The sequence below is a fragment of the Actinoplanes sp. L3-i22 genome (assembly GCF_019704555.1).
GTDB lineage: Bacteria > Actinomycetota > Actinomycetes > Mycobacteriales > Micromonosporaceae > Actinoplanes.
Map to the genome: position 1 here is coordinate 9,554,053 of NZ_AP024745.1, position 23,578 is coordinate 9,577,630.

19 protein-coding genes, 1 tRNA gene and 1 pseudogene are annotated in these 23,578 nt (G+C 69.0%); 9 read left to right on the forward strand and 12 right to left on the reverse strand.

The features are described from left to right. Positions 1-151: 151 nt before the first annotated feature. From L3i22_RS42405 to L3i22_RS42425, 5 genes are all read right to left on the reverse strand, one after another. Entirely contained in the window at positions 152-1,486 is a 1,335-nt protein-coding gene (locus tag L3i22_RS42405; protein WP_221323080.1) for a hypothetical protein, read from the reverse strand. An 841-nt stretch (positions 1,487-2,327) separates the two neighbouring features. After that, entirely contained in the window at positions 2,328-2,639 is a 312-nt protein-coding gene (locus L3i22_RS42410; RefSeq protein WP_221323081.1) for a hypothetical protein, read from the reverse strand. Between the two features lie 89 nt (positions 2,640-2,728). Further along, positions 2,729-3,928 carry a glycosyltransferase 87 family protein gene (locus L3i22_RS42415; RefSeq protein WP_221323082.1) on the reverse strand — a complete coding sequence of 400 codons (1,200 nt, stop codon included), beginning with the start codon at positions 3,926-3,928 and terminating at the stop codon, positions 2,729-2,731. 32 nt (positions 3,929-3,960) lie between these two features. Beyond that, on the reverse strand, positions 3,961-7,236 hold the full coding sequence (locus L3i22_RS42420; protein ID WP_221323083.1) for a tetratricopeptide repeat protein: 3,276 nt from the start codon (positions 7,234-7,236) through the stop codon (positions 3,961-3,963). A 32-nt stretch (positions 7,237-7,268) separates the two neighbouring features. Then, complete coding sequence (locus L3i22_RS42425; protein WP_221323084.1) at positions 7,269-7,586, reverse strand: CU044_2847 family protein; 318 nt, start codon at positions 7,584-7,586, stop codon at positions 7,269-7,271. A gap of 389 nt (positions 7,587-7,975) precedes the next feature. On the opposite strand from L3i22_RS42425, the gene L3i22_RS42430 reads away from it, so the two are divergent. The 3 genes and pseudogenes from L3i22_RS42430 to L3i22_RS42440 form a co-directional block, all read left to right on the forward strand. Further along, positions 7,976-8,806 carry a SpvB/TcaC N-terminal domain-containing protein gene (locus L3i22_RS42430; protein ID WP_221323085.1) on the forward strand — a complete coding sequence of 277 codons (831 nt, stop codon included), beginning with the start codon at positions 7,976-7,978 and terminating at the stop codon, positions 8,804-8,806. Positions 8,807-8,873: 67 nt separating this feature from the next. Further along, the gene (locus L3i22_RS42435) at positions 8,874-9,971 is read left to right on the forward strand and encodes an integrase core domain-containing protein (RefSeq protein ID WP_221323086.1); all 1,098 of its coding nucleotides are present in this window, start codon (positions 8,874-8,876) and stop codon (positions 9,969-9,971) included. A gap of 26 nt (positions 9,972-9,997) precedes the next feature. After that, positions 9,998-10,555 (forward strand): annotated as a pseudogene (locus L3i22_RS42440) (tyrosine-type recombinase/integrase); the annotation flags it as partial. A 147-nt stretch (positions 10,556-10,702) separates the two neighbouring features. Here L3i22_RS42440 and L3i22_RS42445 read toward each other — a convergent pair. The 3 genes from L3i22_RS42445 to cmk form a co-directional block, all read right to left on the reverse strand. Further along, positions 10,703-10,776 (reverse strand) — tRNA-Pro (locus tag L3i22_RS42445). A 51-nt stretch (positions 10,777-10,827) separates the two neighbouring features. Continuing rightward, entirely contained in the window at positions 10,828-12,237 is a 1,410-nt protein-coding gene (der, locus tag L3i22_RS42450) for a ribosome biogenesis GTPase Der (protein WP_370644566.1), read from the reverse strand. Between the two features lie 23 nt (positions 12,238-12,260). Next, complete coding sequence (gene cmk / locus L3i22_RS42455) at positions 12,261-12,941, reverse strand: (d)CMP kinase (protein WP_221323088.1); 681 nt, start codon at positions 12,939-12,941, stop codon at positions 12,261-12,263. A gap of 326 nt (positions 12,942-13,267) precedes the next feature. Between cmk and L3i22_RS42460 the strand changes: the two genes are divergently transcribed. Further along, positions 13,268-14,827, forward strand: coding sequence for a hypothetical protein (locus L3i22_RS42460; protein WP_221323089.1), 1,560 nt, complete (start codon positions 13,268-13,270; stop codon positions 14,825-14,827). Here L3i22_RS42460 and L3i22_RS42465 read toward each other — a convergent pair. After that, positions 14,771-15,307 (reverse strand): GNAT family N-acetyltransferase, encoded by a 537-nt coding sequence (locus L3i22_RS42465; RefSeq protein WP_221323090.1) that lies wholly within the window; start codon positions 15,305-15,307, stop codon positions 14,771-14,773. The genes L3i22_RS42460 and L3i22_RS42465 overlap by 57 nt on opposite strands. A gap of 165 nt (positions 15,308-15,472) precedes the next feature. Here L3i22_RS42465 and L3i22_RS42470 point away from each other — a divergent pair, with 165 nt between their 5' ends. Further along, positions 15,473-15,790 carry a hypothetical protein gene (locus L3i22_RS42470; RefSeq protein ID WP_221323091.1) on the forward strand — a complete coding sequence of 106 codons (318 nt, stop codon included), beginning with the start codon at positions 15,473-15,475 and terminating at the stop codon, positions 15,788-15,790. Between the two features lie 22 nt (positions 15,791-15,812). On the opposite strand, the gene L3i22_RS42475 is transcribed toward L3i22_RS42470, so the two are convergent. Next, a complete protein-coding gene (locus L3i22_RS42475; RefSeq protein WP_221323092.1) occupies positions 15,813-16,790 on the reverse strand; it encodes a glycosyl hydrolase in 978 nt (325 codons plus the stop codon). A 66-nt stretch (positions 16,791-16,856) separates the two neighbouring features. Here L3i22_RS42475 and L3i22_RS42480 point away from each other — a divergent pair, with 66 nt between their 5' ends. Further along, positions 16,857-18,971: a bifunctional polysaccharide deacetylase/glycosyltransferase family 2 protein gene (locus L3i22_RS42480; protein ID WP_255657578.1), complete on the forward strand. Its 2,115-nt coding sequence runs from the start codon at positions 16,857-16,859 to the stop codon at positions 18,969-18,971. A 54-nt stretch (positions 18,972-19,025) separates the two neighbouring features. Then, positions 19,026-19,919 carry a DMT family transporter gene (locus L3i22_RS42485; RefSeq protein WP_221323094.1) on the forward strand — a complete coding sequence of 298 codons (894 nt, stop codon included), beginning with the start codon at positions 19,026-19,028 and terminating at the stop codon, positions 19,917-19,919. A gap of 133 nt (positions 19,920-20,052) precedes the next feature. Here L3i22_RS42485 and L3i22_RS42490 read toward each other — a convergent pair whose 3' ends face one another. Then, on the reverse strand, positions 20,053-20,709 hold the full coding sequence (locus L3i22_RS42490; protein ID WP_221323095.1) for a nucleotidyltransferase domain-containing protein: 657 nt from the start codon (positions 20,707-20,709) through the stop codon (positions 20,053-20,055). 236 nt (positions 20,710-20,945) lie between these two features. On the opposite strand from L3i22_RS42490, the gene L3i22_RS42495 reads away from it, so the two are divergent. Together L3i22_RS42495 and L3i22_RS42500 are read left to right on the forward strand one after the other, a co-directional pair. Then, positions 20,946-21,764 (forward strand): hypothetical protein, encoded by an 819-nt coding sequence (locus L3i22_RS42495; protein ID WP_255657579.1) that lies wholly within the window; start codon positions 20,946-20,948, stop codon positions 21,762-21,764. Between the two features lie 95 nt (positions 21,765-21,859). Next, complete coding sequence (locus L3i22_RS42500) at positions 21,860-22,285, forward strand: RICIN domain-containing protein (protein ID WP_221323097.1); 426 nt, start codon at positions 21,860-21,862, stop codon at positions 22,283-22,285. Between the two features lie 69 nt (positions 22,286-22,354). Here the strand turns inward: L3i22_RS42500 and L3i22_RS42505 are convergent, their stop codons facing one another. Further along, positions 22,355-23,569: an MFS transporter gene (locus tag L3i22_RS42505; RefSeq protein WP_221323098.1), complete on the reverse strand. Its 1,215-nt coding sequence runs from the start codon at positions 23,567-23,569 to the stop codon at positions 22,355-22,357. Positions 23,570-23,578: the final 9 nt, after the last annotated feature.

The window sequence follows — 23,578 nt, forward strand, 5'->3', positions numbered from 1 at the left end:
CTGCGGCTATACGGACCGCCCGTGGCCGCGGGCAGCGGGCCGGTCGCGAGCGGATTCGCTGGCCATCCGCGTCCAGCTTGCCCGTTTGCTCTAGCGCAGGTGCCCGGAGGCGTTAAATGGCGTTTTGAGGGGGATTCAATCGAGGTGCGGGTTAGATCCAAGTTTTTGCTTCTCGGGCGAAACAGGGCCAGGGCTGGATTCCCATTCGCAGGTCGCCGTTGAGTATCGCGGCGACCTGTTGGCTCCAGGTCCGCAGGTCGATCAACTCCAGCATCAGGCACCTGATCGCAGAGAAGTTAAGCGTGCACGACAACCTCCGGTTGCCGATACGTCTTGACACATCTAGCAGCGGCGCATCGACGTTCTCGGTACCGTCCAGCCGCTGAAGCCATTGAGCTTCGACCCCAGCCTTGGACAGCGCGTCGATGATCGTGTGCGGGTTCATGCACACGACGAAGAACATGCCGTCTGCAATGAGGCTTGCCGCGGCCCCGGCGCTGACCGGGTAGATCGCCCACGGCGGGCCTGCCCGGTGGTTACCGGCATTGTCGATGCTCGGCAAGGTCAGCGTGTGTCCCGGATCGTCGGCGCCGATACGGCCACGAACGCGGGCGAGTTCAGTGTCGAGCCGGGCCGAGAACCGCTCCGGGGTAAAGTGGTCGGCCGCTGTGTACTGGCTGACTGCCACGACCGCTCGACCGGACGAGACCCGACCGCCGACGATCCCCGTGCGGGCGTGGGCTAGGTCGAGTAGCTCTCGTAACCCGCCCAGGTCGGTTCGGTAGTCGATGCCAGTGCGTACAGGGAAGTGGCCGCTGGGTAGTGCACCGGTTTGATCGGCGAGCACGTGGGATGTAGCGGCAAGCAACTCGTCCTGGGCGGAAAGCCGGTATCGCTCGTTGGACTTGATCTCACGGAGTTCGGCGTAGCCGTCGTGGCCGAACATAGTCAGGTCTCCGACGCGAATGACGTTGGTCAGATCGTGGTGCAAAACGAACTGGCGGCGGTCGGCCCAGGCCGTCTCGATGGCCTCTAGTTCTTTTTCTAGACCGGCTTTGCCGTACATCATGCCGGGCGCCTCCGCTCGGGAGAGCGCGACAATGATGGCGCGGTCGTAGTGGAACACCTTCCAGGCGAGAGCGTCCGCGACGGTCTTGAGCTGGCGCCAGATCCGCTCGTACACGTCGCCCTCGAACGCCCAGGACGCTTCCGCGGTGCGGTCACGGTCGGTGCCGAGTTCGGGAGCGTCGGAGCTGATCGACTTGTGCCTGCGTAGTCGTTTCATCTGCTGGCTGATCGCGCTGCGGCGCCGCTCCACCTCAAGGACGCGGTCACGCAACTGCCTTTGGAAGGCGTACAGGTCCTCCGGAGTGCGGCAGGCGCGCAGGTCCTGGATAAGGGCGACCATGGCGTTGAGGGTTTGCTGGTGTGCGGGGTGGGTTAGAACGTCGTCGCTGTCCGCACGGTCCATCAATCTGGCGCGCACGGGTCCTCCTGTTGCTGACGGTTCACCGATAGGCATCATCAGGTGCTTGCGTCCTGCCGGGCAAGCGAGTTCACCCGCGAGCCAGCGACCGCTGGCCACTTGCGACGGATGTGATGGCCGAGAACCTGACGGCTCCTGCCACCGAGTGGAGGTCAGCCGGCGCCTGAACGCTCGACAGAGCACTCGACCCATGAGGAAGAGGTCATGGGAGCAGACGTAGTAAAGAGGTCACGCGGTTCGACGCTGTTGAGCTGCATAGACGTGCTCTTCGACGCTGTTGGGCGCCGTTCGATGGAGCACTCCTGTGTGAAAGTGGTTCACACAAGCCGCCGACCAGTACAAATGCAAGTATCTGCGGATGAAAGGACGCTGCTGGGCGCTGTTCGACACCGTTCACAGCCGCCCGCCGCTGTTGGTGACAACCCCATCTGCTCCCCGGCCGATTACTGGTTTGGGGAGCAACACCGGACGGATCCCGCCGCGCAACCCGAATTCACCGTCACAGCGCTCCCCGCCACCACCAGTGATAGCTGCTGAGCAGGTAAAACGCGCTCCTCAGCGAAGGTGCAGTGCTCCCCGCCTTGCAGGCCTCGAGTCACCATCGCGATGCTTGTTACGCCGGCCGCGTGCCCTCGAGATGGCGCTGCCTCGGGAGCACGACGCCGCCCACGAAGAACGAAATGGCCGCTTTACGCCAACGGTGCTCCCTGGCCGGTCAGGCGCCAACCACCGCTACTCGTCGCCCCCTCCCGCATCCAGCCTTGACCATGATCGCGTGCACGGATTTGCTTGATGAGCGGACATCAAGACGATGCCGGGCATTACCCGCCGGGTCATCGGGCTAATTCGCGAACGGGGCGGCAAGTACCCGGCTCTGTTCGACGCTGTCCTCGCCGACGCCGGGATCACGGTCGCGCTCAGCGGCATCCACATGCCTCGCATGAACGCTGACATGGAACGTTGGGTGCGGACCTGCCACGAGCTGCTCGGCCGTACCTTGATCTCGAACCAGCGGCACCTGCTGCACGCGCTGCGCGAGTTCGAAATCTGCAACGAACATCGGCCACATCAAGGCACCGCCAACGCCCGAACACTCGCACCGCTGCCAGAACTGACCAAGGTTCCGGACCTGCTTGCCCGCCTGACCATCCACCGACCCGACCGCCTCGGCATTCCTCTACGAGTACCAACACGCCGCCTGAGCTGCCCGGACGGCAATATCGTCAGGCACAGCGTTGTCGGTCAAGCATTCCCGTCTTTCCCGGCTCGCCGCGTCCCTAGAACCGCAGCCGCCACCACCACCAGCGTGCACAGGAGGTACAGATTCCCCAGCAGCGTCCCGGGAATCCCCCGGCTTAGTTCCCGGCCGTGGCCGATCGGCATCGCTAGCAGCCCCGCACCGCTGAACACTACGACCACGCCGGCGAACGTCAACGCCGACCCCCAGTGGTCACGCCCGTCCCACGGGTGGCCCGCAAGCCGGCCGAGCAGGACCAGACACACGGGCGCCACCCAGACCCAATGGTGCGGCCAGGAGATCGGGCTGATCACCAGGCCGATCATGGCAGTCGACAGGATCGCCTCCAGCGGCCGGCCGGCGCTTTCGAACCGCCGGGCCAGCAGGATCGCCACGCCGAGGGAGAGTGCGACGAGCGCCAAACTGATGACGAAGGTGTACGGCCACGCCGCGGTGAGCCGATTGAGCACCGCGTTCAGCGACTGGTTCGCGGCATACGATGTACCCCACCGTTCCGCACACATGATCGCCGAGGTCCAGTACTCCGCGGAATCCGCCGGCAGCGCCGCTGCACCAAACGCCTGCAGAAAAGCGAAGGCGGTCAGCAAGCGCACGGCGTCCGCGTGACGCCCGGTCACCACCAGGTGCACGACGAAGATGAGTGGAGTCAACTTGATCGCGGCGGCCACGCCAGTTAGCAGCCCGCAGAACCGGGATCCGCGCAGATTTAGCACGTCGACGACGACGAACGCCATGATGACAAGGTTCACCTGGCCGAAGGCAATGGTCTCCCAGACCGGCTGAAGCGCCAGGGCGAACAGCACCGAGCCGCAGACGATCCGTTTCCGGCCAGTCCACGCCGGGCGGACATGACCGATCGTCGCGCGCACCACGACGCCCAGCGCCAGCGTCGACAGTGTTCCCATCAGCCCCCACGCGAGCTGTGGAGGAATCGCCGCCAGCGGCAGGAACCCGATGGAGGCAACCGGGGGATACGTGAACGGCAGCGGCGTCGCATCAAACGAGCCGTACAGCGGATGTCCGCGGGCAACCGCCTCCGCACCGGCCCGGTAGACGGCGCTGTCGATGCCCAACGGTTGCCGCTCGATCCACCGGGCCACCGCGATGCCGACGACGACGCAGACGGAAACGACCGACACAACCGGCGGACGGAGGAGACCACGACCGTGCACCGGCTTGGTCACGAGAGCGGACGACACCCCAGTCCGTCGCCCGCTCATTCGGTGCCAGCGCCGGTCAGGTGCCGGATGGCGGTCCGCACCCGGCCGACGTCAGGAGCGTCGATGCGCTCGTAGAGCACGAGTGCCTCTCGCCACCGCAGTGTCGCCTCGTCGATAAGGTCACTCGCCTGGGCGACCTGGCCGAGTCCCCACAATGCCGTCGCGCGCCCAAGGTCATCGCCGATCTGGAGGTAGATGTCGCGGGCGCGTTCGAAACCATGCCGCGCGCCGGTGAGATCCCCGGAAACTCGATCGAGGTGGGCGATGCCCCGCATCGTGTCGGCGATGCCCCGCGGATCCCCCAGGGTGGTGTAGAGCGCCCAAGCGGCTCGGTAGTGCGTATCGGCGTCAGCGCCACGGCCGCAGGCGAACTCGGTGTCGGCAAGCCCCAGACGCGCATGGGCCTCGCCGAGCTGATTACCCAGCCGCAGGTACATGGCCAGTGCCGAGGAATAGTGCTGCTGGGCCGCGGGGAAGTCGCCCCGCATCCTCGCGACGTTGCCCATCCCGTGTGACGTGTTCGCCATCCCGAGCTGGTTGCCGATCTCGCGGTAAGCGTCGTATGCCGCCGCGTAATTTGCTGCCGCCGCCGCATGATCACCCTGAAGGTTGGCGAGATCGGCCAAGCCGCGCAAGGCACCCGCCACGCCGTCGCCGTGGCCTGTCGCCGCGTACATCTGCCGGGCCGACCGGTAGCGATCCCGGGCATCCCGGTAGCGCCCCGTCAGGCGGTCGATGTCTGCTAGGCATCGCACCGCGTCCGCGGCCCCGAGCCGATCACCGATCCGCGTCGCCTCCTGGTAGGCCCGTTGGTACAGGTCGCGGCCTTGGACGTACCGCCCGGAACGCCGCGTATGGCCGCCGGCGATGAGACACATCTCGACCGCGTCGGCGCCCGTCGCCACCGAGGCGAACGCTGCGATGTTTTCGCGCTCGGCGGCGAACCAGCGGCGGCCCTCCTTCGATGCGGAAAGCGTCACCCCATACCGCGCGGCCGCCGCCAACTCGTCCTCGCCCAGGGCGAGGCCGTTCACCTGGTCCAGCGCGACGAGGCAGGTCCGGTAGAACCGAGCCAGCCGACTCTCCGCCGCGGACAGGTCCGCCGCAGAAAACGCCTCAGCGGCACGCTCGCGGGCGAACAGGCGAAGCAAATCGTGCAGGTGGTAGCGCGATTCGGGACCGACGTCCGGATCAGCTTCGAGGAGGTGCTGGTCGGCCAGTTCGTGCAGCAGCCGACGGGCGGCACGCAGCGGTACGCCAGCCACGACCGCCATCGGGGCCGCACTCACCGACGGGCCGGGATGCCAGCCCAATAGGTCGAACATCCTCGCGCGATCGGGCGGCAGCCGCCGCACGGAGACCGCGAAGGCGGCCCGTACACCGAGGTCCTCGGGACTCAACTCGGAGAGCCGCTCCGTCGCGTCGGCGAGGTCCTGCGCGATCTCGTGCACCATGGCGGTGGGATCGTTGCGTAGCCTGCCGAACATGATCATGGCGGCGAGGGGGACGCCAGCGCAGGCCGCCACGATGGTGGCGAGGTCCTCTGTGGCTATCGCGCGATCGCCGATCGCCTCCCGGAAGAACGCGGTCATCTCGTCCTCCGGCAGGAGACCGAGTTCGAACGGAACCGCGGCCGGAACGGCGACGAGCCGCCGCCGGCTGGTAATCAGGACGACACAACCCGCAGCCGCCGGCAGCAGCGGGATCACCTGCTCGGCGTCCAGGGCGTTGTCCAGTACGAGAATCGACCGGCGCCGTGCCATCACCGACCGCCAGCGGGCCATGCGGGCCGCCTGCTCGGCCGGGATCGTCTCCGTCGGCTCACCGATGTCGCGGAGCAGCTGCTCGAGGGCCGCCTCCACGCGGATGGGTTCGACACCAGGGGTGTTGCCTTGCAGATCGAGAAAGAGCAGATGGTTGGGGTACCGGTCGGCGTGCGCCCGCGCCACCTCGATGGCGAAGGCCGTCTTGCCGATCCCCGCCATACCGTGGATAACATGCACGGAACCGACCGGGCCGGACGGGTCATGACGCAGCACACGCGCGGCCATCGCCGCGAGTGCGTCCGCTCGGCCGACAAGCGGTTGTGCCTGGGCAGGCAGGCCGCCGGACCTCTCGTGGGCCTGGGCTGGGCCGGTGCCGCGCTCGCCGGGGTCCGACACTTCGAGGTGCATGTGGGCCGCTGCCAGCAGATCAGCGTGACCCGCGACCGATGCCGGCTCCTCCGAACGCCACAACCACTGTGCCGTGGTGCCGACCGCGCCGCCCGCCACTGCATCGCTCGTCATCCGGGCGATGATCCGGCGGAAGATCGCCTGCGACAGCTGCCCGGCTTCGACGCCCGCCCGACCGAATCCCGGAGGGTCGAGTTCGGTGATCCACCGTTGCAACGCGGAGCGCATGTCCTCCGCGGTGGCGATGGGGCGAAGGTCATGGCGGGTGAAGCCGTCCACCATTGCTCTGTGCAACTGCCTGGCGACGTCGCCGTCGAACCCGGCGGCCACCTCCGCGACCGCCTCGTCGAGTGCGGCGACGATGACCCCGCGGAAATGGGCCTCGTATTCGGGGTCGAGGCGCCAGGGCAACGCTCCGCCGGAGGCACGCCCGATCACCTCGGACATGATCGCGGAGAGGAGCAGGTCGACGAGATCTATCGCGACCGCCAAGAGCTGCTCAACGTCGACGCCGAGACCGGAGAGCAGCGGCAGCAGATCCTCTAGGCGAGCCACCCACACCGTGTGTTGCATCCATTGGTTCGCGCTGTTGTATCGGGACGAGAGAATCCCCGCGACCCGGTCGTTCGTCCGCAACCTGACCGGCGCGCCGCTCATACCGGGCAGGACCATCGGCGCGGTCGCCTGACCCAGGCGTACGTCGTCGCCGCGCAGCACCACTCCTTCCCACGTCCCGGGTGAATGGACGTAGCGGTATTCATACCGGTCGTGGAGCTGCGGTACGCCGGTGATCAGAATCGGGGTCTCCGGACGAAGATCCTCGGACCTGACCAAGCCGGCGACCGATGCCGGCAGCGGATCTTGCCGGCGGAGGACCGCCACATCATGGAGGCGATCCAGGGCTTGCACCAACGCTGGGGACGGGCTGCCACCGGCCAGCGGGTCTACGGACACCTCGGCGCCGACGAAAGCCGCCTGCAGGGTCTCCAGCACATGGTGTGCGGTCACCAACAACGCGGGTACGACCTGGAAGCATGTCCCCCGCGGCTGCCCGCCTGCATCGAGCAGCCGGCCCAGAAAGCCACTCGGCTCCGACATCGATCCACCTTTCCCACCATGGCGGAGGGAACTCACCCCGCGATCTCGTAGGTCAGCGATATCGCGAGCGTGGCACCGGCCTTGCCCTTGGTCACCAGGACGGTGCCCTCCAGCGACACGCTCAGGCCGAACTCCACCTTTACCTCCTTCGGGTGCTTCCCGGCCTCGATCAGGCGGCCGATCGTGCCGCCAACCGATTCCGCTATCCCCATGACGGCCGCCTCGGCACGCTCGTACGCGTCCGTCACGCGCGACGTCGCCGACGTCGGCTCTGAGCCGACCACAGTGACCGGTGTGGCCTGCACCATCAGCTCCACACCCGCGAACGTCACCGGCACCAGAGTTGCCACAACATCACTAATGGTCAATACGTTGACACACCATGTCACGCAGTCGCATCGCCGAAACGGGCCGACAACCGCGGCTCCCGCACGCGGTGGACCTTTGGCACCCCGGCGGGCCTTGCCGCAACGCACGGCTCAACCACACATGGGACGGTGCTATGGACCTCGACGTCAGCCAGGACGGCGGCTATCTCGTCACCACCTGCGATGACGGCACCGCGGGGATTAGGGCGTGGTGTGACCACACTTGATGCGGCTTCCACACTACGTCGGCCGCTACGGAAGCTCAGAACCAATGCGAAGCACCGGCAGCCGTCAAAACGGGCAGCATTCGACTCACGCGTTGCTTACCGTGCGAGACAATGATGTGCCAACGCCCTTTGCGAGAAGTGCCGATGACGGCTCAGGATTCTGCGAGCAGCCGTGCGACGACCTCAGCAGCCAGGGAAAGCATGCCCGGCTCGATGGCGCCGCCCGCTGTCTCGCTGCCTAAGGGCGGCGGGGCGATCCGGGGAATCGGCGAGAAGTTCGGCGCCAATCCCGTCACCGGCACCGGTTCGATCGCTGTCCCCGTTGGGCTCAGTGCGGGCCGCTCCGGTTTCGGCCCCACCTTGTCCCTCGAGTACGACTCGGGCTCCGGCAACGGGATCTTCGGCCTGGGCTGGGGTCTGTCGCTGCAGTCGATCACGCGCCGTACCGACCGCGGCGTGCCGCGGTACGCGGAGGATGAACCCGACACGTTCATTCTCTCAGGCGCCGAAGACCTCGTAGAGGTGCGCGTCCCCGACGCGGACGGCTGGCGCCGGGATCCCACGCCCCGGCGGGAAGGCACGGCCTCCTATCTCGTCCGGCGATACCGTCCGCGGATCGAAGGACAGTTCGCTCGGATCGAGCAATGGACGAACGTGGCGACCGGGGAATCGCATTGGCGGTCGATCACCCGCGACGACGTCACCTCGGTCTACGGCCGGGACGGGCGCAGCAGGATCGCCGACCCGAAAGATCCACGCCGCATCTTCAGCTGGCTGATCTGCGAGAGCTTCGACGATCGCGGCAACGCGATCAGCTACGAGTACAAACCGGAGGACAGCGCCGGCGTGGATCTGGCGGCTCCGCACGAGGCCCGCCGAACGGATGCGAGCCGGGGCAGCAACCGTGCGGGTGCCGAAAACCTCGTCCACCCTGGTCACGCCCATCTCGATCGCCAACGCGCGGGCCTGAACTGAAGGGTCGGTTTCGGCGACCGGACCTCGGTGATGCTCGACGCGCACTGTTCCGCGAGGATGATTGGTTGTGTTGCTGCGACTGGCATATCTCGGTGTGACCAACGCCCTCGCTCTGCTGCGGCTGTTGCCGATGAGCGACCGCGACAGGGACGCCGAAATCCTGGTCTTGCGGCACCAGATCATGGTCCTGGAACGGCACCTCGGCGGCGACCGGGTCCGGTTCCACTCGGCGGATCGGGCGTGGCTGGCCGCTTTGCTGCATCCGCTACCCCGACCGGTGCTGCACCAGCTGCGGCTGCTGGTACACCCGGACACGGTGTTGCGCTGGCACCGTGATCTGATCGCCCGACGGCACGCCGCACGTTCCCGGCCCCGCCGGGCCGGTCGGCCACGAACGATCCGGTCGATCCGTGCGCTGGTGCTGCGTCTGGCCCGTGAGAACAGCGGCTGGGGTTACCGGCGCATCCACGGCGAACTGCTCGTCCTCGGGGTCAAGGTCGCCGCGTCCACCGTGTGGGAGATCCTCCACGACGCCGGCGTCGACCCGGCACCCGAGCGCACGAGCAGCACCTGGGCGACGTTTCTGAGTTCCCAAGCCCAGAGCCTGATCGCCGCGGACTTTTTCGAGACCGTGACGCTGACCGGCGCCCGTCTGTACGTCCTCGCGGTGATCGAACACGCCACCCGCAGGGTCCGGATCCTCGGTGCCACCGCGCATCCGCACGCCGCGTGGGTCACGCAGGCGGCCCGGAACCTGGTCATGGACCTCGAGGACGCCGGCTGCCGAGTGAGGTACCTGATCCGCGATCGAGACGGCAAATACCCAGCTCTGTTCGACGCGATCTTGGCCGACGCAGGTATCGAGGTCGTGCTCACCGGGGTAAGGATGCCTCGCATGAACTCGATCATGGAGCGGTGGATCCAGTCCGTCCGGCACGAACTGCTCGACCGGATTTTGATCTGGAATCAGGCGCATCTGCTGCACGCTCTGCGCGAGTACGAACGCCACCACAATCAGCACCGGCCACACCGGGGTATCGTGAACGCCCGGCCTCTGCGAGCACTACCCGACCCGATGACCGAGCGAGCCGACCTCGCGAGTCTGCGCGTCCACCGACATGATCGACTCGGCGGGCTCCTCCACGAATACGAACATGCTGCGTGACCAGCACGGATGACATTATCGGCACTCGCAACGTCGTCACGTTCGCCGGCTGCACCGCGGCCCGCATCGGCGAGGTGTCCGGCGTCCGCGCTGGTGACATCGATCGGAGGACGTGGACGTGGACCGTGCGGAGGCAAACCACACCCGGCCCGGGTGGCTTGATCGACAAGGGAACCAAGGGCAAACGCGCCCGCAAGGTCCCGATCATCGAAGAGGTCCGGCCGATGGTCATCGAGCGGCTGGACTCCGCGTCCAGTCCGGACACGCGGCTGTTCACCGGCCCGCGGGGCGGACGGATCAGCACCGCGGTGCTGCGGGACGCCACTCACTGGGACGAGGTGGTTACCGCGATGGGGTACGAGCACCTGCGCCGGCACGACCTGCGGCACACCGCCCTGACGTGGCTGGCCGGTGCCGGCGTCAAGGTGCACGTGCTGCGCGTGATCGCCGGGCACGGGTCGCTCAGCACCACACAGCGGTACCTGCACCCGGATCAGCGCTCGATCGATGAGGCGGGCGACGCACTCAGCGCCCACCTCAAGGCCCCGCGGTCCCCGGCCAGTCCCCGCCTCCGGGTCGTCTGATCAGGAGTCAATTGACCCCAAGATTGCCCCCGTGGTCCCCAAACGGTCCCCGAAAGCACCCAAGCTAGTAGGAATTTGAGGATCAAGCGAAACACAAAGAAGGCCGTTTACCAGGCATAATGCCAGGGTAAACGGCCTTCTTGATCGTCGGGCTGACAGGATTTGAACCTGCGACCCCTTGACCCCCAGTCAAGTGCGCTACCAAGCTGCGCTACAGCCCGATCCCGCCCCGAACCCCAGCCCGGCGCGACATCTCCTAGAGCTTACCAACCTCACCCATGCGCTTTCCCACGGCCCCCCGGCCCGGTCTTCTTACGCGGCTTCACCGACACCTCGATCGGCGTCCCCTCGAAGCCGAACTCCTCGCGGAGCTTGCGTTCGATGAAGCGCAGATACCCGGCGTCGAACGGCCCGGTGGTGAACAGCACGAACCGGGGCGGGGAGATGCCCGCCTGGGTGGCGAACAGGACGCGCGGGGCGCGGCCGCCGCGGACCGGGTGCGGGGTGGCCTGGGTCAGGGCGGTCAGCCACTGGTTCAGGGCGCCGGTCGGGATGCGCTGTTCCCAGCCGACCAGCGCGCGGCGGATGGCCGGCGCCAGCTTGTCGACGGCGCGGCCGGTCTTGGCCGAGATGTTGACCCGGACGGCCCAGGTCACCCGTTTGAGGTCGCGGTCGATCTCCTTGTCCAGGTAGAACCGGCGGTCCTCGTCGACCAGGTCCCACTTGTTGAACGCGATGACCAGGGCGCGGCCGGCTTCGATCACCTGGGTGATCACGCGCTGGTCCTGCTCGCTGATCACGTCGCCGGAGTCGAGCAGGACGACGGCGACCTCGGCCGCCTCGACCGCGCCGGCGGTACGCAGGGACGCGTAGTACTCCGTACCGGACGCCTGGTTGACTCTTTTTCGCAGGCCGGCCGTGTCGACGAGCTGCCAGATCTCGCCGTCCATCTCGACCAGGCTGTCGACCGGGTCGACGGTGGTGCCGGCGACCGAGTCGACGACCGCGCGTTCTTCCTTGGCCATGCGGTTGAGCAGGCTGGACTTGCCGACGTTGGGGCGGCCGACGAGGGCGATCCGGCGGGGGCCGCGGGGGGCGCCCTCGATGATCGGCGGGGTCGGCGGGAGCGCGGCGAGGATGTCGTCGAGCAGGTCGCCGGAGCCGCGGCCGTGCAGGGCGGAGATCGGGTGCGGTTCGCCGAGGCCGAGCGACCACAGCGACACCGCCTCGAGCTCGAGGTTCTGGTTGTCGGCCTTGTTCGCGACCAGGATCACCGGCTTGTGGCTGCGGCGCAGCATCCGCACGGCGGCCTCGTCGACATCCGTGGGGCCGACGGTGACGTCGACCACGAAGATCACCACGTCGGCGGTCTGGACGGCGATCTCGGCCTGGGCGGCGATGGCGGCTGCCCGGTCCTTGGCGTCCGGTTCCCAGCCGCCGGTGTCGACGACGGTGAATCGCCGGCCGGTCCATTGCGCGTCGTAGGGCACGCGGTCCCGAGTCACGCCGGGAACGTCCTCGACGACCGCCTGGCGGCGGCCGATGATGCGGTTGACCAGCGTCGACTTGCCGACGTTGGGGCGGCCGACGACTGCTACGACCGGCACCGGGCCGGTGAAGGAGTCGTCGTCCGGGGACGGGGAGTCCGACGAGAGATCGAACCCGCCCTCGAAATCGTTGATGTCGAGGCCGGCGGGAAATTCAGTCACTTACTTACCTTGCTGCTCAGCAGAGTCAATAGGTGCTGCACGACCTCGTCGATACCCATTCCGGTGGTGTCCACCTCGAGGGCGTCGGAGGCCTGGCGCAGCGGGTCGGTGGCGCGGCTGGAGTCCAGCTTGTCGCGGCGGGCCAGATCCGCCTGGGTGGCCGCCACGTCGGTGGCGTCCTCGGCGCTGCGCCGGGCGGCGCGCGCGGCGGCCGACGCGGTGAGGTAGACCTTGAGGTCGGCGTCCGGCGCGACGACCGAGGCGATGTCGCGGCCCTCGACGACGATCCGCGGCTGTCCCGCGATGATCGCCTGCTGCAGGGCGACGAGGTGTTTCCGCACGGCCGGCACCGCGGAGACGGCGGACACCGCGGCGGTGACCTCCGGGCCACGGATCGGCTCGTCGACGTTCGTCCCGTTCGCGGCGAAGTGCGGCGCGGTCGGGTCGGTGCCGATCGAGAGCTCGGTCTCCAGCGCGATCTTGGCGATCGCCTCCGGGTCGGCCAGGTCCGCGCCGGCTTGCAGGACTGCCCAGGTCACCGCGCGGTACATCGCGCCGGTGTCCAGGTAGACGCCGTCGACCGCGGTGGCCAAACGCCGGGATACGGTGGATTTGCCTGATCCGGACGGACCGTCGACCGCGACGACACACCGCTCAGGCCGTACCTCTAGAGCCACCGTTCCTCCTGACGTCCCCGCGGCAACAACCCTCCCATTGTGCCCGCCGCCGCGTCTCTCGACGAACCTGGGGCACGAACCCCGAGCGCCTGCGGCGCACAAACCCGCGAATTGCTTGCGGTGGGCTCCGGTCCTGGTCAATTGCGATGTACGGCCGGTGAGCGCCCGATCCCGACGGCACCGGGCCACGGATCAACGGGCCGAAGAGCGGGTCCACACCCACCCTACCCGACTCACGAGCCGTGCGTCGATCGGGTGAACACCCCCCTTGACCTGCTCAAACTTCCGCCTAGGCTGGCATTTACATCGATTCCTCAGGAGTGTGGATGCCCGCGGGTAAGGCCCGGCCACGACCCCAGCCGGAACAGCGCCGATGGCCGGAGTTTCCGCAGCCGGAGGCGCTTCTGGAGGGTCTCGCCGTCAATCCCGCGCTCCCCGACGGGCTGCTCCTGCGGCTGATCCGGGACCACGGCGGGCCGGCCGCGACCGGTCTGGCCGAGCGCCGGTCCCTGCCGGCCGCCGCGGTGACCGCGATGGCCGGGCATCCCGAGCCGTGGGTGCGGGCCGCGCTGGGCGCGAACGACGCGGTCCCGGCGGAGGTCCGCCTGCGGCTGCTCGACGACCCCGATCCGGCGGTCCGGCGGCTGATGGAGGACGTCCCCGGCCTGGCGCTACCGGACCGGGTGCTGCGCCGGGTTCCGGAGCGGTTCGCCCGCCTGCTCGCCGCCGGCCGGATCACCGAGGACGAGCTGGTCGGCGAGCTGGCCGAGCGGATGTCCGCCGAGCCGCGGCTGCGGCCGATCGTCGCCGGCCATCCGGATCCCCGGCTCCGGATGGCCTGCTGCCTGCTGGTGACGCGCCTGGAACCGGAGCTGCGGGAGGCCCTGCGGCACGACGAGTCGGCCGCGATCCGGGACCGGATGGCCCACGAGCTGGCCGAGCTGACCCGCCCGCAGACGCTGGCCGACCTGAACGGCAGCCGCGGGTACCGGCGCGCCGCGATCCTGCGCGGGCCGCTCTCCGACGAGCTGCTGGCCTGGGTGCTGGCCGAGGGCGACGAGTACGACCTGACCGATCTCGCCTTCAACCCACATCTGCCGCCGGAGGCGGTGCAGGCCCTGGTCACGCACCGCGAGCCGGCCGCCCGCCGCCGGGCCGCCCGTCGCGACGACCTGACACCGGAGCAGGCGCTGTCGCTCGGCGCGGATCCGGACGTCGAGGTGCGCACCGAGATCTCGGTGCATCCGGTGCTCTCCGAGGAGCAGCGGGCGGCGATCGACGCCGACCCGGACGCCCGCTACCCCAACGCGGACTATCCGGAGCCGGGTCCGGAACGGCTGGCCGCCTGGGCGACGTCGGTCAGCCCGCATCTGCGCCGCCGCGCCGCCCAGGATCCGCGTCTCCCCGCCGACCTGGTCAAACAACTGGCCGACGATCCGGATCACGAGGTCCGGCTGGAGTTGGGGCATCGGCATCCGGACGCGCCGCCCGAGACGCTGCTCTACGCCTATCTGCACCTGGACCGGCACGCCCGCTGCTGCCGGCCGGGGATGCCGGACCGGCCGGGCTTTCCGGCGGCCGGCCTGGCCCGGTTCGCCGGCGACCCGCGGCCGCACGCGCGCCTGCTCGCCGCCCGTGATCCGGCCGCCGGGCCGGACATCCTGGAGCGCCTGCTCGGTGATCCGGACGAGTCGGTGCGCTGGGCCGCCGCACGGTCGCCGCATCTTCCCGTACGCCTAATTGTGTTTTTGCTCGACGATTTTGAATTGCGCGGCTCGGCGGCGGCTAATCCCGCTCTGCCGGTTGCGGAAATGGCTCGGCGGATTGCGTCACCAGACGTCGCCGTCACGCCAGTCGCAGATCATCGGCGCGGTCTGGTCGAGTAGCCGGCCCGGGACCTGGCGGATCAGCGTGCTGCCGTCGTCGGCCGGGGTGCCGGTGACGCCGGCCGGGGCGAGCACCGCGGTGCCGCCGAGCCAGGGCTGCCAGCCGCGCGCCAGGTAGAGGTCGCGGGCGACGCTCGACGCGGACAGCGCGCCGAGGGCGTAACCGTGGTCGATGATCCGCTCCGCCTCGGTCATCACCGCGGAGGCGAAACCGCGCCGGCGATGGGCCCGATGAACGGCGACCGCTTCGACATATCCGCAGCGCAGTGATCGGTTCCGATGCAGGAATTGCCGTTGGACGACCGCGCCGTGGGCGATCAGGGTGGCGTCCACGCTGATCAGAATGTGCAGACCGCCGAGCGCGTGATCCCAGTCGTGATCGTCGAAACGCCCGTCGAACGCGTCGTCCAGCATGGTGCGGATCCGGGTGCGATCACTCTCGGTCAGGTCGGCGGTGTTCACCGTACGGAGAACGGTCATGCCGCATGATCGCAGAATCCCGTGCGGAATGCGGTAATCGCCACGGATACGCACGGTCACAATTTCGCACAGAACGCGCTGGGGGCGACCACAGTCCCCGCCCAGATTGCATTCCTAGGTTGCTGCCTGGAAGAAATCGCACCGTTCTCGGGAAGGACCAGCGCGATGATCTATGCCTCGACCAGGCAGAACGAATCCGGCGGCAGGAAGGTGTTCGTCGATTCCAGCGGGCGGCGGGGGCGCATTCTCGCGTTGTTCGGCGGGGTGGCCGCATTGGGGGCGCTGACCTACATCGGCGTGGTGATCGCCAGTGTCGTCCAGGCGCCGAGCGCCGAGCTGACCACGAAAGCGACGGTGTCCGCCACGGCATCGGCAACAGCGACGGCACCCACCGCGTCCACGGCCGCGAGCACCGTATCGAAATCGGCCGCGCCCGTCTTCCGAGATCCGGGCCCGATGGGCCCTCCCGGTGGCCCTCGGTGACGGGTGGCCACCGGTGAATCGGCTATCCGGTGAACAGCGTGGTGAACGCGTATTCGTCCTGCGAGATCCCACTGCACGTCCCGCTCAGCGTCCCGGCGGCGCACGCCCCGTTGTCCCGATCCACCGACCAGAACCGCAGAAATCCGAGCCCGTTCTCCCGCGCGTAAGCCACCAGGGTCCGCGCGTCGGCAATCGTCGTGACCGCCCCGGTGTCATTGACCCCGATCATCGGCGTGAGCCCGATCATCGCGGCGATCTCCGGCCCGCTCCGGTCGTTCCAGATCCCGGCCAGATCGTCCCGGACCGCCTCACTCGCGTTCACCATCGCCGTTCCCCAGTCGCCGCTCGCGTCGAAATTCATCACCATCGCGTTGACCGTGACGTCGAGTCCGGCTTTCGCGGCGGCCCGCAGCAGCGTGCCGCTTTCCGCGGTCAGCCCGTCCCCTTCGACCGGAACCGTGAACGTGATCGCGGATTCGCGCGACTTCTGCAGACTGCTCAGCGCGCTGATCACGGTCGGGACGTCGACGTCCTGTTCGAGGTCCACGTCCAGATGATTGCTGTCGACCAGATCGAGGGCTTTCCCGTACGCCGTGGCCAGCTCATCCGCGTCGCAGGCGCGCTCCAGATACGTACCGGAAGCCCCGCCCGTCGAAATGACCGCCCGGCCGCCGTTCGCCTCGATCCGCGCGATCGCCGCCCGAATGCCGCTGTCGGTAAGCGCTTTCGTCCCGCCCCAGCTCGGCACGCAGTCCCCGGACTCATCGGCGAGCAGAAAGGCGAGCGTGAAGTCGGTCAGCCCGGTCGCCGCATGAATCGCGCCGATGTCGGCCGTGCCGCCGACGACGTCCAGATAGGGCGCGACGGCGAGTTGCGCCGATGCCGACGCCGACGGCTCCGGGCTCGGCGTGACGACGACCGGCTCGGCGGAATCGCACGCGCCGGCGAGCAGCACCACGACGGCTGAGAGACAGATCAGGCAACGACGGATCGGATCCATCGCCGGATGGTGACACCGATTCCTTTGACCGACCTATGGACTTGCCTCCACACCGGAAGGACGAACGTGCCGAAGGAACCGCGAAGAATCCGGGTGCCCAAGCCGCGCTGGATCGTCTTCGCCGTGCTGATCAGCCTGTTCGCCAGCATTCTGCTGGTGAATGGCCTGGTGCAGGGCGAATTCACCCAGGACGGGGCGACCGCCTCCACCTCGGAGACCGATCAGGTCCCCAGTGCGGCGCTCAACGGCGGCCCGATCATCCAGACCGACGGCACCACCACCACGACGGTTTCCGTCCCGGACAAACAGATCGTGCTGACCTTCGACGACGGCCCGGATCCCGAGTACACCCCGGAGATCCTGCGGGTCCTGGCGAAGTACGACGTGCCGGCCACCTTCTTCATGATCGGCTCGCAGATCGCCGAGTATCCGGACGTGGTCCGGGAGGTCGCCGAGTCCGGGAACGAGATCGGTATCCACACGTTCACGCATCCGGAATTGTCGAGCAAGGGCGAGTGGCGCCGTACCGTCGAAATGGAGGAGACGCAGCTGGCTCTCGCCGGGGCCGCCGGGGTGACCAGCGTGATCTTCCGTCCGCCGTATTCGTCGACGGTCGCCGCCCTGGACAACAACAACTGGGCCGTCATGCGGGACATGGGCGAGCGCGGCTACCTGACCGTGGTGAACAACCTGGACAGCCGCGACTGGGAGGCGGACGTCACGGTCGACGACATCGTCGACGCGGTGACCCCCGACGACGACTCCGGCGCGATCCTGCTCTTCCACGACGGCGGCGGCGACCGCTCGCTGACCGCCGAGTCCCTGGCAAAGGTGATTCCCGCGCTGCAGGCGGCCGGGTACACGTTCACCACCGTCGCCGCCACGTCCGGCATGACGACGGTCAACCCGGTCGCCACCACCGACGAGCGGGTGCTCGGCCTCGGCCTGGTCGGCGCGGTGCGGATCGCCACCGACGTGTCCGTCTGGTTCTCCGCGTTGTTGCTGGTCTTCGGCGTGCTGACGATCGTGCGCCTGCTGATCATGCTGGTCCTGGGGCGGCGGCACGCCCGGCGCGGCCGGGACGGGCACGTGTGGGGTCCGGCGTATACGAAACCGGTCACGGTGGTCGTGCCGGCCTACAACGAGAAGGAGTGCATCGCCGACACCGTCCGATCGCTGGCGGCCAGCACCCACCCGATCCGGATCATCGTGGTCGACGACGGGTCGACCGACGGGACCGCGGAGATCGCCGAGTCGCTCGGGTACCGCAACGTCACGGTGATCTGGCAGCCCAACAGCGGAAAGCCGGCCGCGCTGAACACCGGCATCGCGGCCGCCGACACCGAGGTCGTGGTGATGATGGACGGTGACACGGTGTTCGAGCCGGACACCGTGCGCAACCTGGTCCAGCCGTTCGCCGACCCGCGGATCGGCGCGGTCGCCGGCAACGCGAAGATCGCGAACCGGACCGGCATGATCGCGCTCTGGCAGCACATCGAGTACGTCGTCGGGTTCAGCATCGACCGCCGCGCGCACGACGTGATGGGCTGCATGGCGACCGTCCCCGGGGCCATCGGCGCGTTCCGCACGGACGCGTTGCGGCAGGTCAACGGGCTCAGCGACGACACCCTGGCGGAGGACACCGACCTGACCATCGCGATCGTGCGGGCCGGGTGGCGGGTGGTCTACGAGGAGCAGGCGCGGGCCTGGACCGAGGCGCCGCGCACCGTCTCGCAGTTGTGGCGGCAGCGGTACCGCTGGAGCTACGGCACGATGCAGGCGATGTGGAAGCACCGGCGGGCGCTCGTCGAGAAGGGCAGTTTCGGACGCCGCGGGCTGCTGAACCTCGCGCTGTTCCAGACGCTGATGCCGCTGCTGTCGCCGCTGATCGACGTGTTCCTGGTCTACGGCCTGCTGTTCCTGAACCCGGTGGAGACCGTGATCGCCTGGCTGACCATGCTGGCCACCCAGGTGTTCAGCACGATCTACGCCTTCCGGCTGGACAAGGAGTCGCTGCGGCCGATCTGGCGGGTGCCGATCCAGCAGTTCGTCTACCGCCAGTTGATGTACCTGGTGTTGATCCAGTCGACGCTGGCGGCCCTCGGCGGCATCCGTCTCGGCTGGCAGAAGCTGCAGCGGGCGGGTGGGCTGAGCGCCCTGCTCGGCGCGAAGGTGCCGTAGTCCCGGCGGCATCGTGCGGTGACCACCGAACCGTCGCCCCTCTACGGTGAGCCCATGTCCGTCTCCGCTGTCCCCGCTGACCGCGTCCGCCCACCCGTCACCGTCCTCGCCGCCGTCGGGATCACCGTCGTCGCCTGGGCGTCGGCGTTCGTCGCGATCCGCGCCGTGCACGCGCACTTCTCGGCCGGCTCGCTCGCCCTCGGCCGCCTCGCCACCGGCGCGATCGCCCTGACCATCGCGGTGCTCGCGACCCGCACGTGGGTGCGGCCGACCGGCGGCGAGTGGGCGCGGGTGGTCGGCGTCGGGGTCGTCTGGTTCGGCCTCTACAACGTCACGCTGAACGCCGCCGAGCAACGTCTGGACGCCGGCACGTCCGCGATGCTGGTCAACGTCGGACCGATTCTGATCGCGGTTCTCGCCGGCTTCTTCCTCGGCGAGGGCTTCCCCCGCAGCCTCCTGATCGGCGCCGGGATCGCGTTCGGCGGCGTGCTGCTGATCGGCTTCGCCGGGCGGGGCGGCGAGCCGGCCGATCCGCTCGGGGTGGCGCTCTGCCTGATCTCCGCCGCGGCCTGGGCGATCGGCGTCACCCTGCAGAAGCCGACGCTGCGCCGGCTGCCCGCGCTGCAGGTCACGCAGATGGCCTGCGTCGTCGGCATGATCGTGACGCTGCCGTTCACCGGCGGGCTGATCGACGATCTGAGTTCGGCGCCGGCCGGCTCGATCGCCGGGGTGGTCTATCTCGGGCTGGTGCCGACCGCGCTGGCGTTCGGCACCTGGGCCTACGCGCTCGCCAACATGAACGCCGGCCGGCTGGGCGTCACCACCTACCTGGTGCCGCCGCTGACGATCCTGCTCGCCTGGCCGATCCTGTCCGAAACTCCCCATCCGCTGGCCATCGCCGGCGGCGCCGTCGCCCTGCTCGGCGTCGCGCTCGCCCGCCGCAGATGACACCACGCGGTGGTCCATGCCGGCATCCCGGCGCCGGCTTCAACCACAATTGCGACGGTACGACGTTGGCACCGCCCGCCCGCACCATCCGCGACCGTCGACGAAGAGCCGGGTGAAAGCGCCCGGCGCATCTCTACGCACGGTAACCGTCGAAGAGTGGACCGCCGGCTGCCTCCAGCACCTCCGTGGCCAGCTCGGCCGGATCCTCACGAGCGGCCAGCCAGCGGTCGGCGAAGTCCCGGTCGTGCTCACGCAGGTCGCGCAGGAGCCACTTGCCGCCGCTGACCCAGCGCCCGGCGAACGACAGCATCGCCTCGGCGGTGCCGGTCCACAGGCTCGCCGCGATCACCGTGCGTTCACCCGGGTCGATCGCGTGGTGGAGGTCGTCCAGGCCGTCGGTGAGCCCGTAGCGCAGCCAGTCGTGCTCCTCGCGGGAGAGCGGGCCCGGCCCGTCCGCGAGGATCCGGGCACACCACTGTGGCAGGTCGCCGGGGTCACCGAGCAGGACCACACCGTCGGCGAGCATGCGGTGCGTGCTCGGCTTGCGCCGGGCCCGCTCGCTCTCCAGGAAGCCGGTGAGCTTCGCGCGGGTGTGCACGAAGAACTCCACCGGCCAGCCCTCGTGGTGCAGGCTCTCCCGATGACCGGGATCGGTCTCGTCGAGGACGACGATGTCCAGGTCGGAGCCCGCGGTGCGGTGCGGGCCGACGACGCTGCCGGTGAGCATCGCCCAGTCGGCGGCGGGGAAACGGTCCTGCACGAGTCGACGGGCGACGTCCACCGGGTCCATGACCGCGATCATGCCGTACCGAACGAATTCGGTCTTCGGGAAAAGCGGGCCGCCCGTTCGCTCGATTCGGGCAAATTTTTCAAGGTTTTTCGAGGAGTGCTCTGACCTGCGGATTCGACCCCGGATCCGGGCGCTCCGGAGGGGGTCGCGGCGGAGGGGCGTTGAACCGGCCGGGCCGCGGGCCCCGTATGGCCCCCCAACCGGTGAACATCGACGTCCAACGACGAGGAGTGATCATGAGGTCGCGCACGTACCGACGGAACCCGGGTAATCGGCGAAAGACGATCGGCGCGGTAGTGGTCGCGGGAGTGCTGGTGGTCTCCGGCGTCGCCGGGGTTCAGTTCGCGAACGCGAGCACCCAGCCCAAGGCAGCCGATCTGCTGAGCGTCGACGGTCAGCAGTTCGACGTGTCCAAGTGTCAGGCTGTGCAGGTCAACGCGGGTGCCGTGGTCTGTGACGGCGAGGCGCTGCAGCCGGTCCAGGCGCAGGACGCGGGTCAGGCCGCGGTGGCTTCGGCGCAGGCGCTCGAGGCGGCGTGCGACCAGTTCGCGCTGGACGCCGCGGCGGCCGCCGGCGAGCAGGCCGGTGCGGCCGCGGAGCAGAGCGCGGCGGAGAACAAGGCCGACAACAAGAAGCTGACCAAGAAGTACCTCAAGTCGCTGAAGAAGGCCTCGAAGGCGGCCGAGGCAGCCGGCGCCGCGGACGAGCAGAACGCGGACGACCAGGGCGCGGCCGGTGCCGCCGGTGCGGACGACCAGGGTGCGGCCGGGGATCAGGGCGCGGCTGGCGACCAGGGTGCGGCCGGCGACCAGGGTGCGGCGGCGAACGACGCGGCGGCGACCGCGGTGACGTCGGCGCAGGCCAGCCTGCTGCAGGCGTGCCTGGCACTGGCCGACGCGAAGGCCGTCGTGGCGGCCGGCGCCGGTGCGGCGGGCGCGGGCGCCGACGACCAGGGTGCGGCCGGTGACCAGGGCGCGGCCGGTGCGGACGAGCAGGGTGCGGCGGACGACGCGGGTGCGGCGAGCTCGGCTCCGGCCACGGCCGCCAAGAAGTGACCTGCTGACAGCGCGAACTCGGAGGGGCGGGCGGCCTGCCCGCCCCTCGGTGTTTTCCTGCGGAAGCCCGGAGCGCATTCGTAGGATGATTGCTTATGCGGCGAATCACCCGTTTTCTGACCGCTCTGACGACGGGCATGCTGGCGTCCGCGCCCGTTGCGGCCCCGCCGCCGCTGCACCAGGGCTGGATTCAGACCAAGGCGGACAGCGGTCGCTGCCTGACCGGCGGGCCGATCGGAACGGTGCTGAGCACTCACCGGTGCGGCAATGACACGCCCGGCCAGGACTGGTTCCAGGCCAGCAGCGGAAAGCTCTACAACGGCGAGAACTGCATTCGAGCCGAGGGTACGGTCGTCCGGGTCGCCGAGTGCAACGGGGCCGATCCGGCGCAGGAGTGGTGGCTGACCGAGGCGATCCGCAACGGACAGTACGGGCCGTGCCTCACCGAGGAGCGCTCCGGCAAGGTCCGGCTCCGTACCTGTACGTGGCGGATCGAGCAGAAATGGATCGCCGATTCCTGATCGGCGATCCATTCGCACCGCAGGCTCAAGCTTTCCGCACTGCGGGCTCAAGCTTTTTGCTCTGCTGGCTCAAGCGGGCCGGCGGGCGGTCATCGCGGCGACCGTGCCGAGCAGGGCCAGCATCAGGGCGACGAAGCCGGTCATCGCGGCCAGCGGCGTGAAGGCCTGCGTCGCGAGTCCGAGACCGATCACCGGGACGGTGAGTCCGAGGTACGCGATCAGGAACAGGCCGGCCAGCGCCTCGCCGCGACGCGACGGGGCGGCCAGGACGGCGACCGTGCCGACCGCGGTCTTGAACAGGGTGCCCGCGCCGATCCCGGCGATCATGCCGCCGAGGACGAAGACCGGCAGGCTGGCCAGGTACATGCCGGTCAGCAGGACCAGGACGCCGGCGCCCTGGGCGGTCAGGCCGAGCGTGAGCTTCGCGGTCGCGGAGAGCCGGCCGGTCAGGGCCTGCGCGGCGGCCGCGGCGCCGAAGACGGCGAAGACCAGGCCGCCGGCCAGGACCCGCGACGAGTGGTGCAGGGTGCCGGCCACGAAACCGGGCGCGACCGAGGTGAACAGGCCGAAGACGGCGAACGCGGCGAAACCGGCGGCGAGGTAGCCCGCGACGGTGCGGTCCGCGCTGATCCGCTGCGGGCGGTAGGCCGGCTTGACCAGCCGCTCCCGCACGGTCTCCGGGGTCAGGGCGACGGCGGCGACGGCGACCAGGAGAAGAACGGCGAAGACAATGTACGGCGTACGCAAAGGGCCCTCGACGTACGTCGAAATCAGCCCGGCCAGAAGCGACCCGGCGCCGAGGCCGCCGGTGTTGACCGCCGTGGAGACCACCTCGAAGCGCTGCTTGGACGCCTCGGGCCGGTGCACCGCGTGCAGTTCGTGCAGGTAGGCGGTCGCGGTCGCGGTGATCATGCCGACGCCGAGACCGGTCAGGAAGCGAGCGCCGAGCAGCACCGGCAGCGACGTGCCGGTGAGGAACAGCACCGCGGCGACCAGCTCCAGCCCCAGCGCGGGGATCAGGATCTTCTTGCGGCCGACCCAGTCCGACACGTGGCCGGCGAGCAGCAGGCTGATCACCACGCCGACGGCGTAGACGGCGAACACGACGGTGACGGTGAACGTGGAGAAGCCGTCCCGGGCCACGTAGAGCGGGTAGAGCGGGGTCGGGACGGTGGAGAACGCCATCGCGATCAGGAACGCGGCGGCGATCATCCAGAACCCGGCGCCGTGCCGGGTCTTCACAGACGCATCGGTGAGACGCGGAGCAGGAGCCAGAACAGTCATGCCCACAGC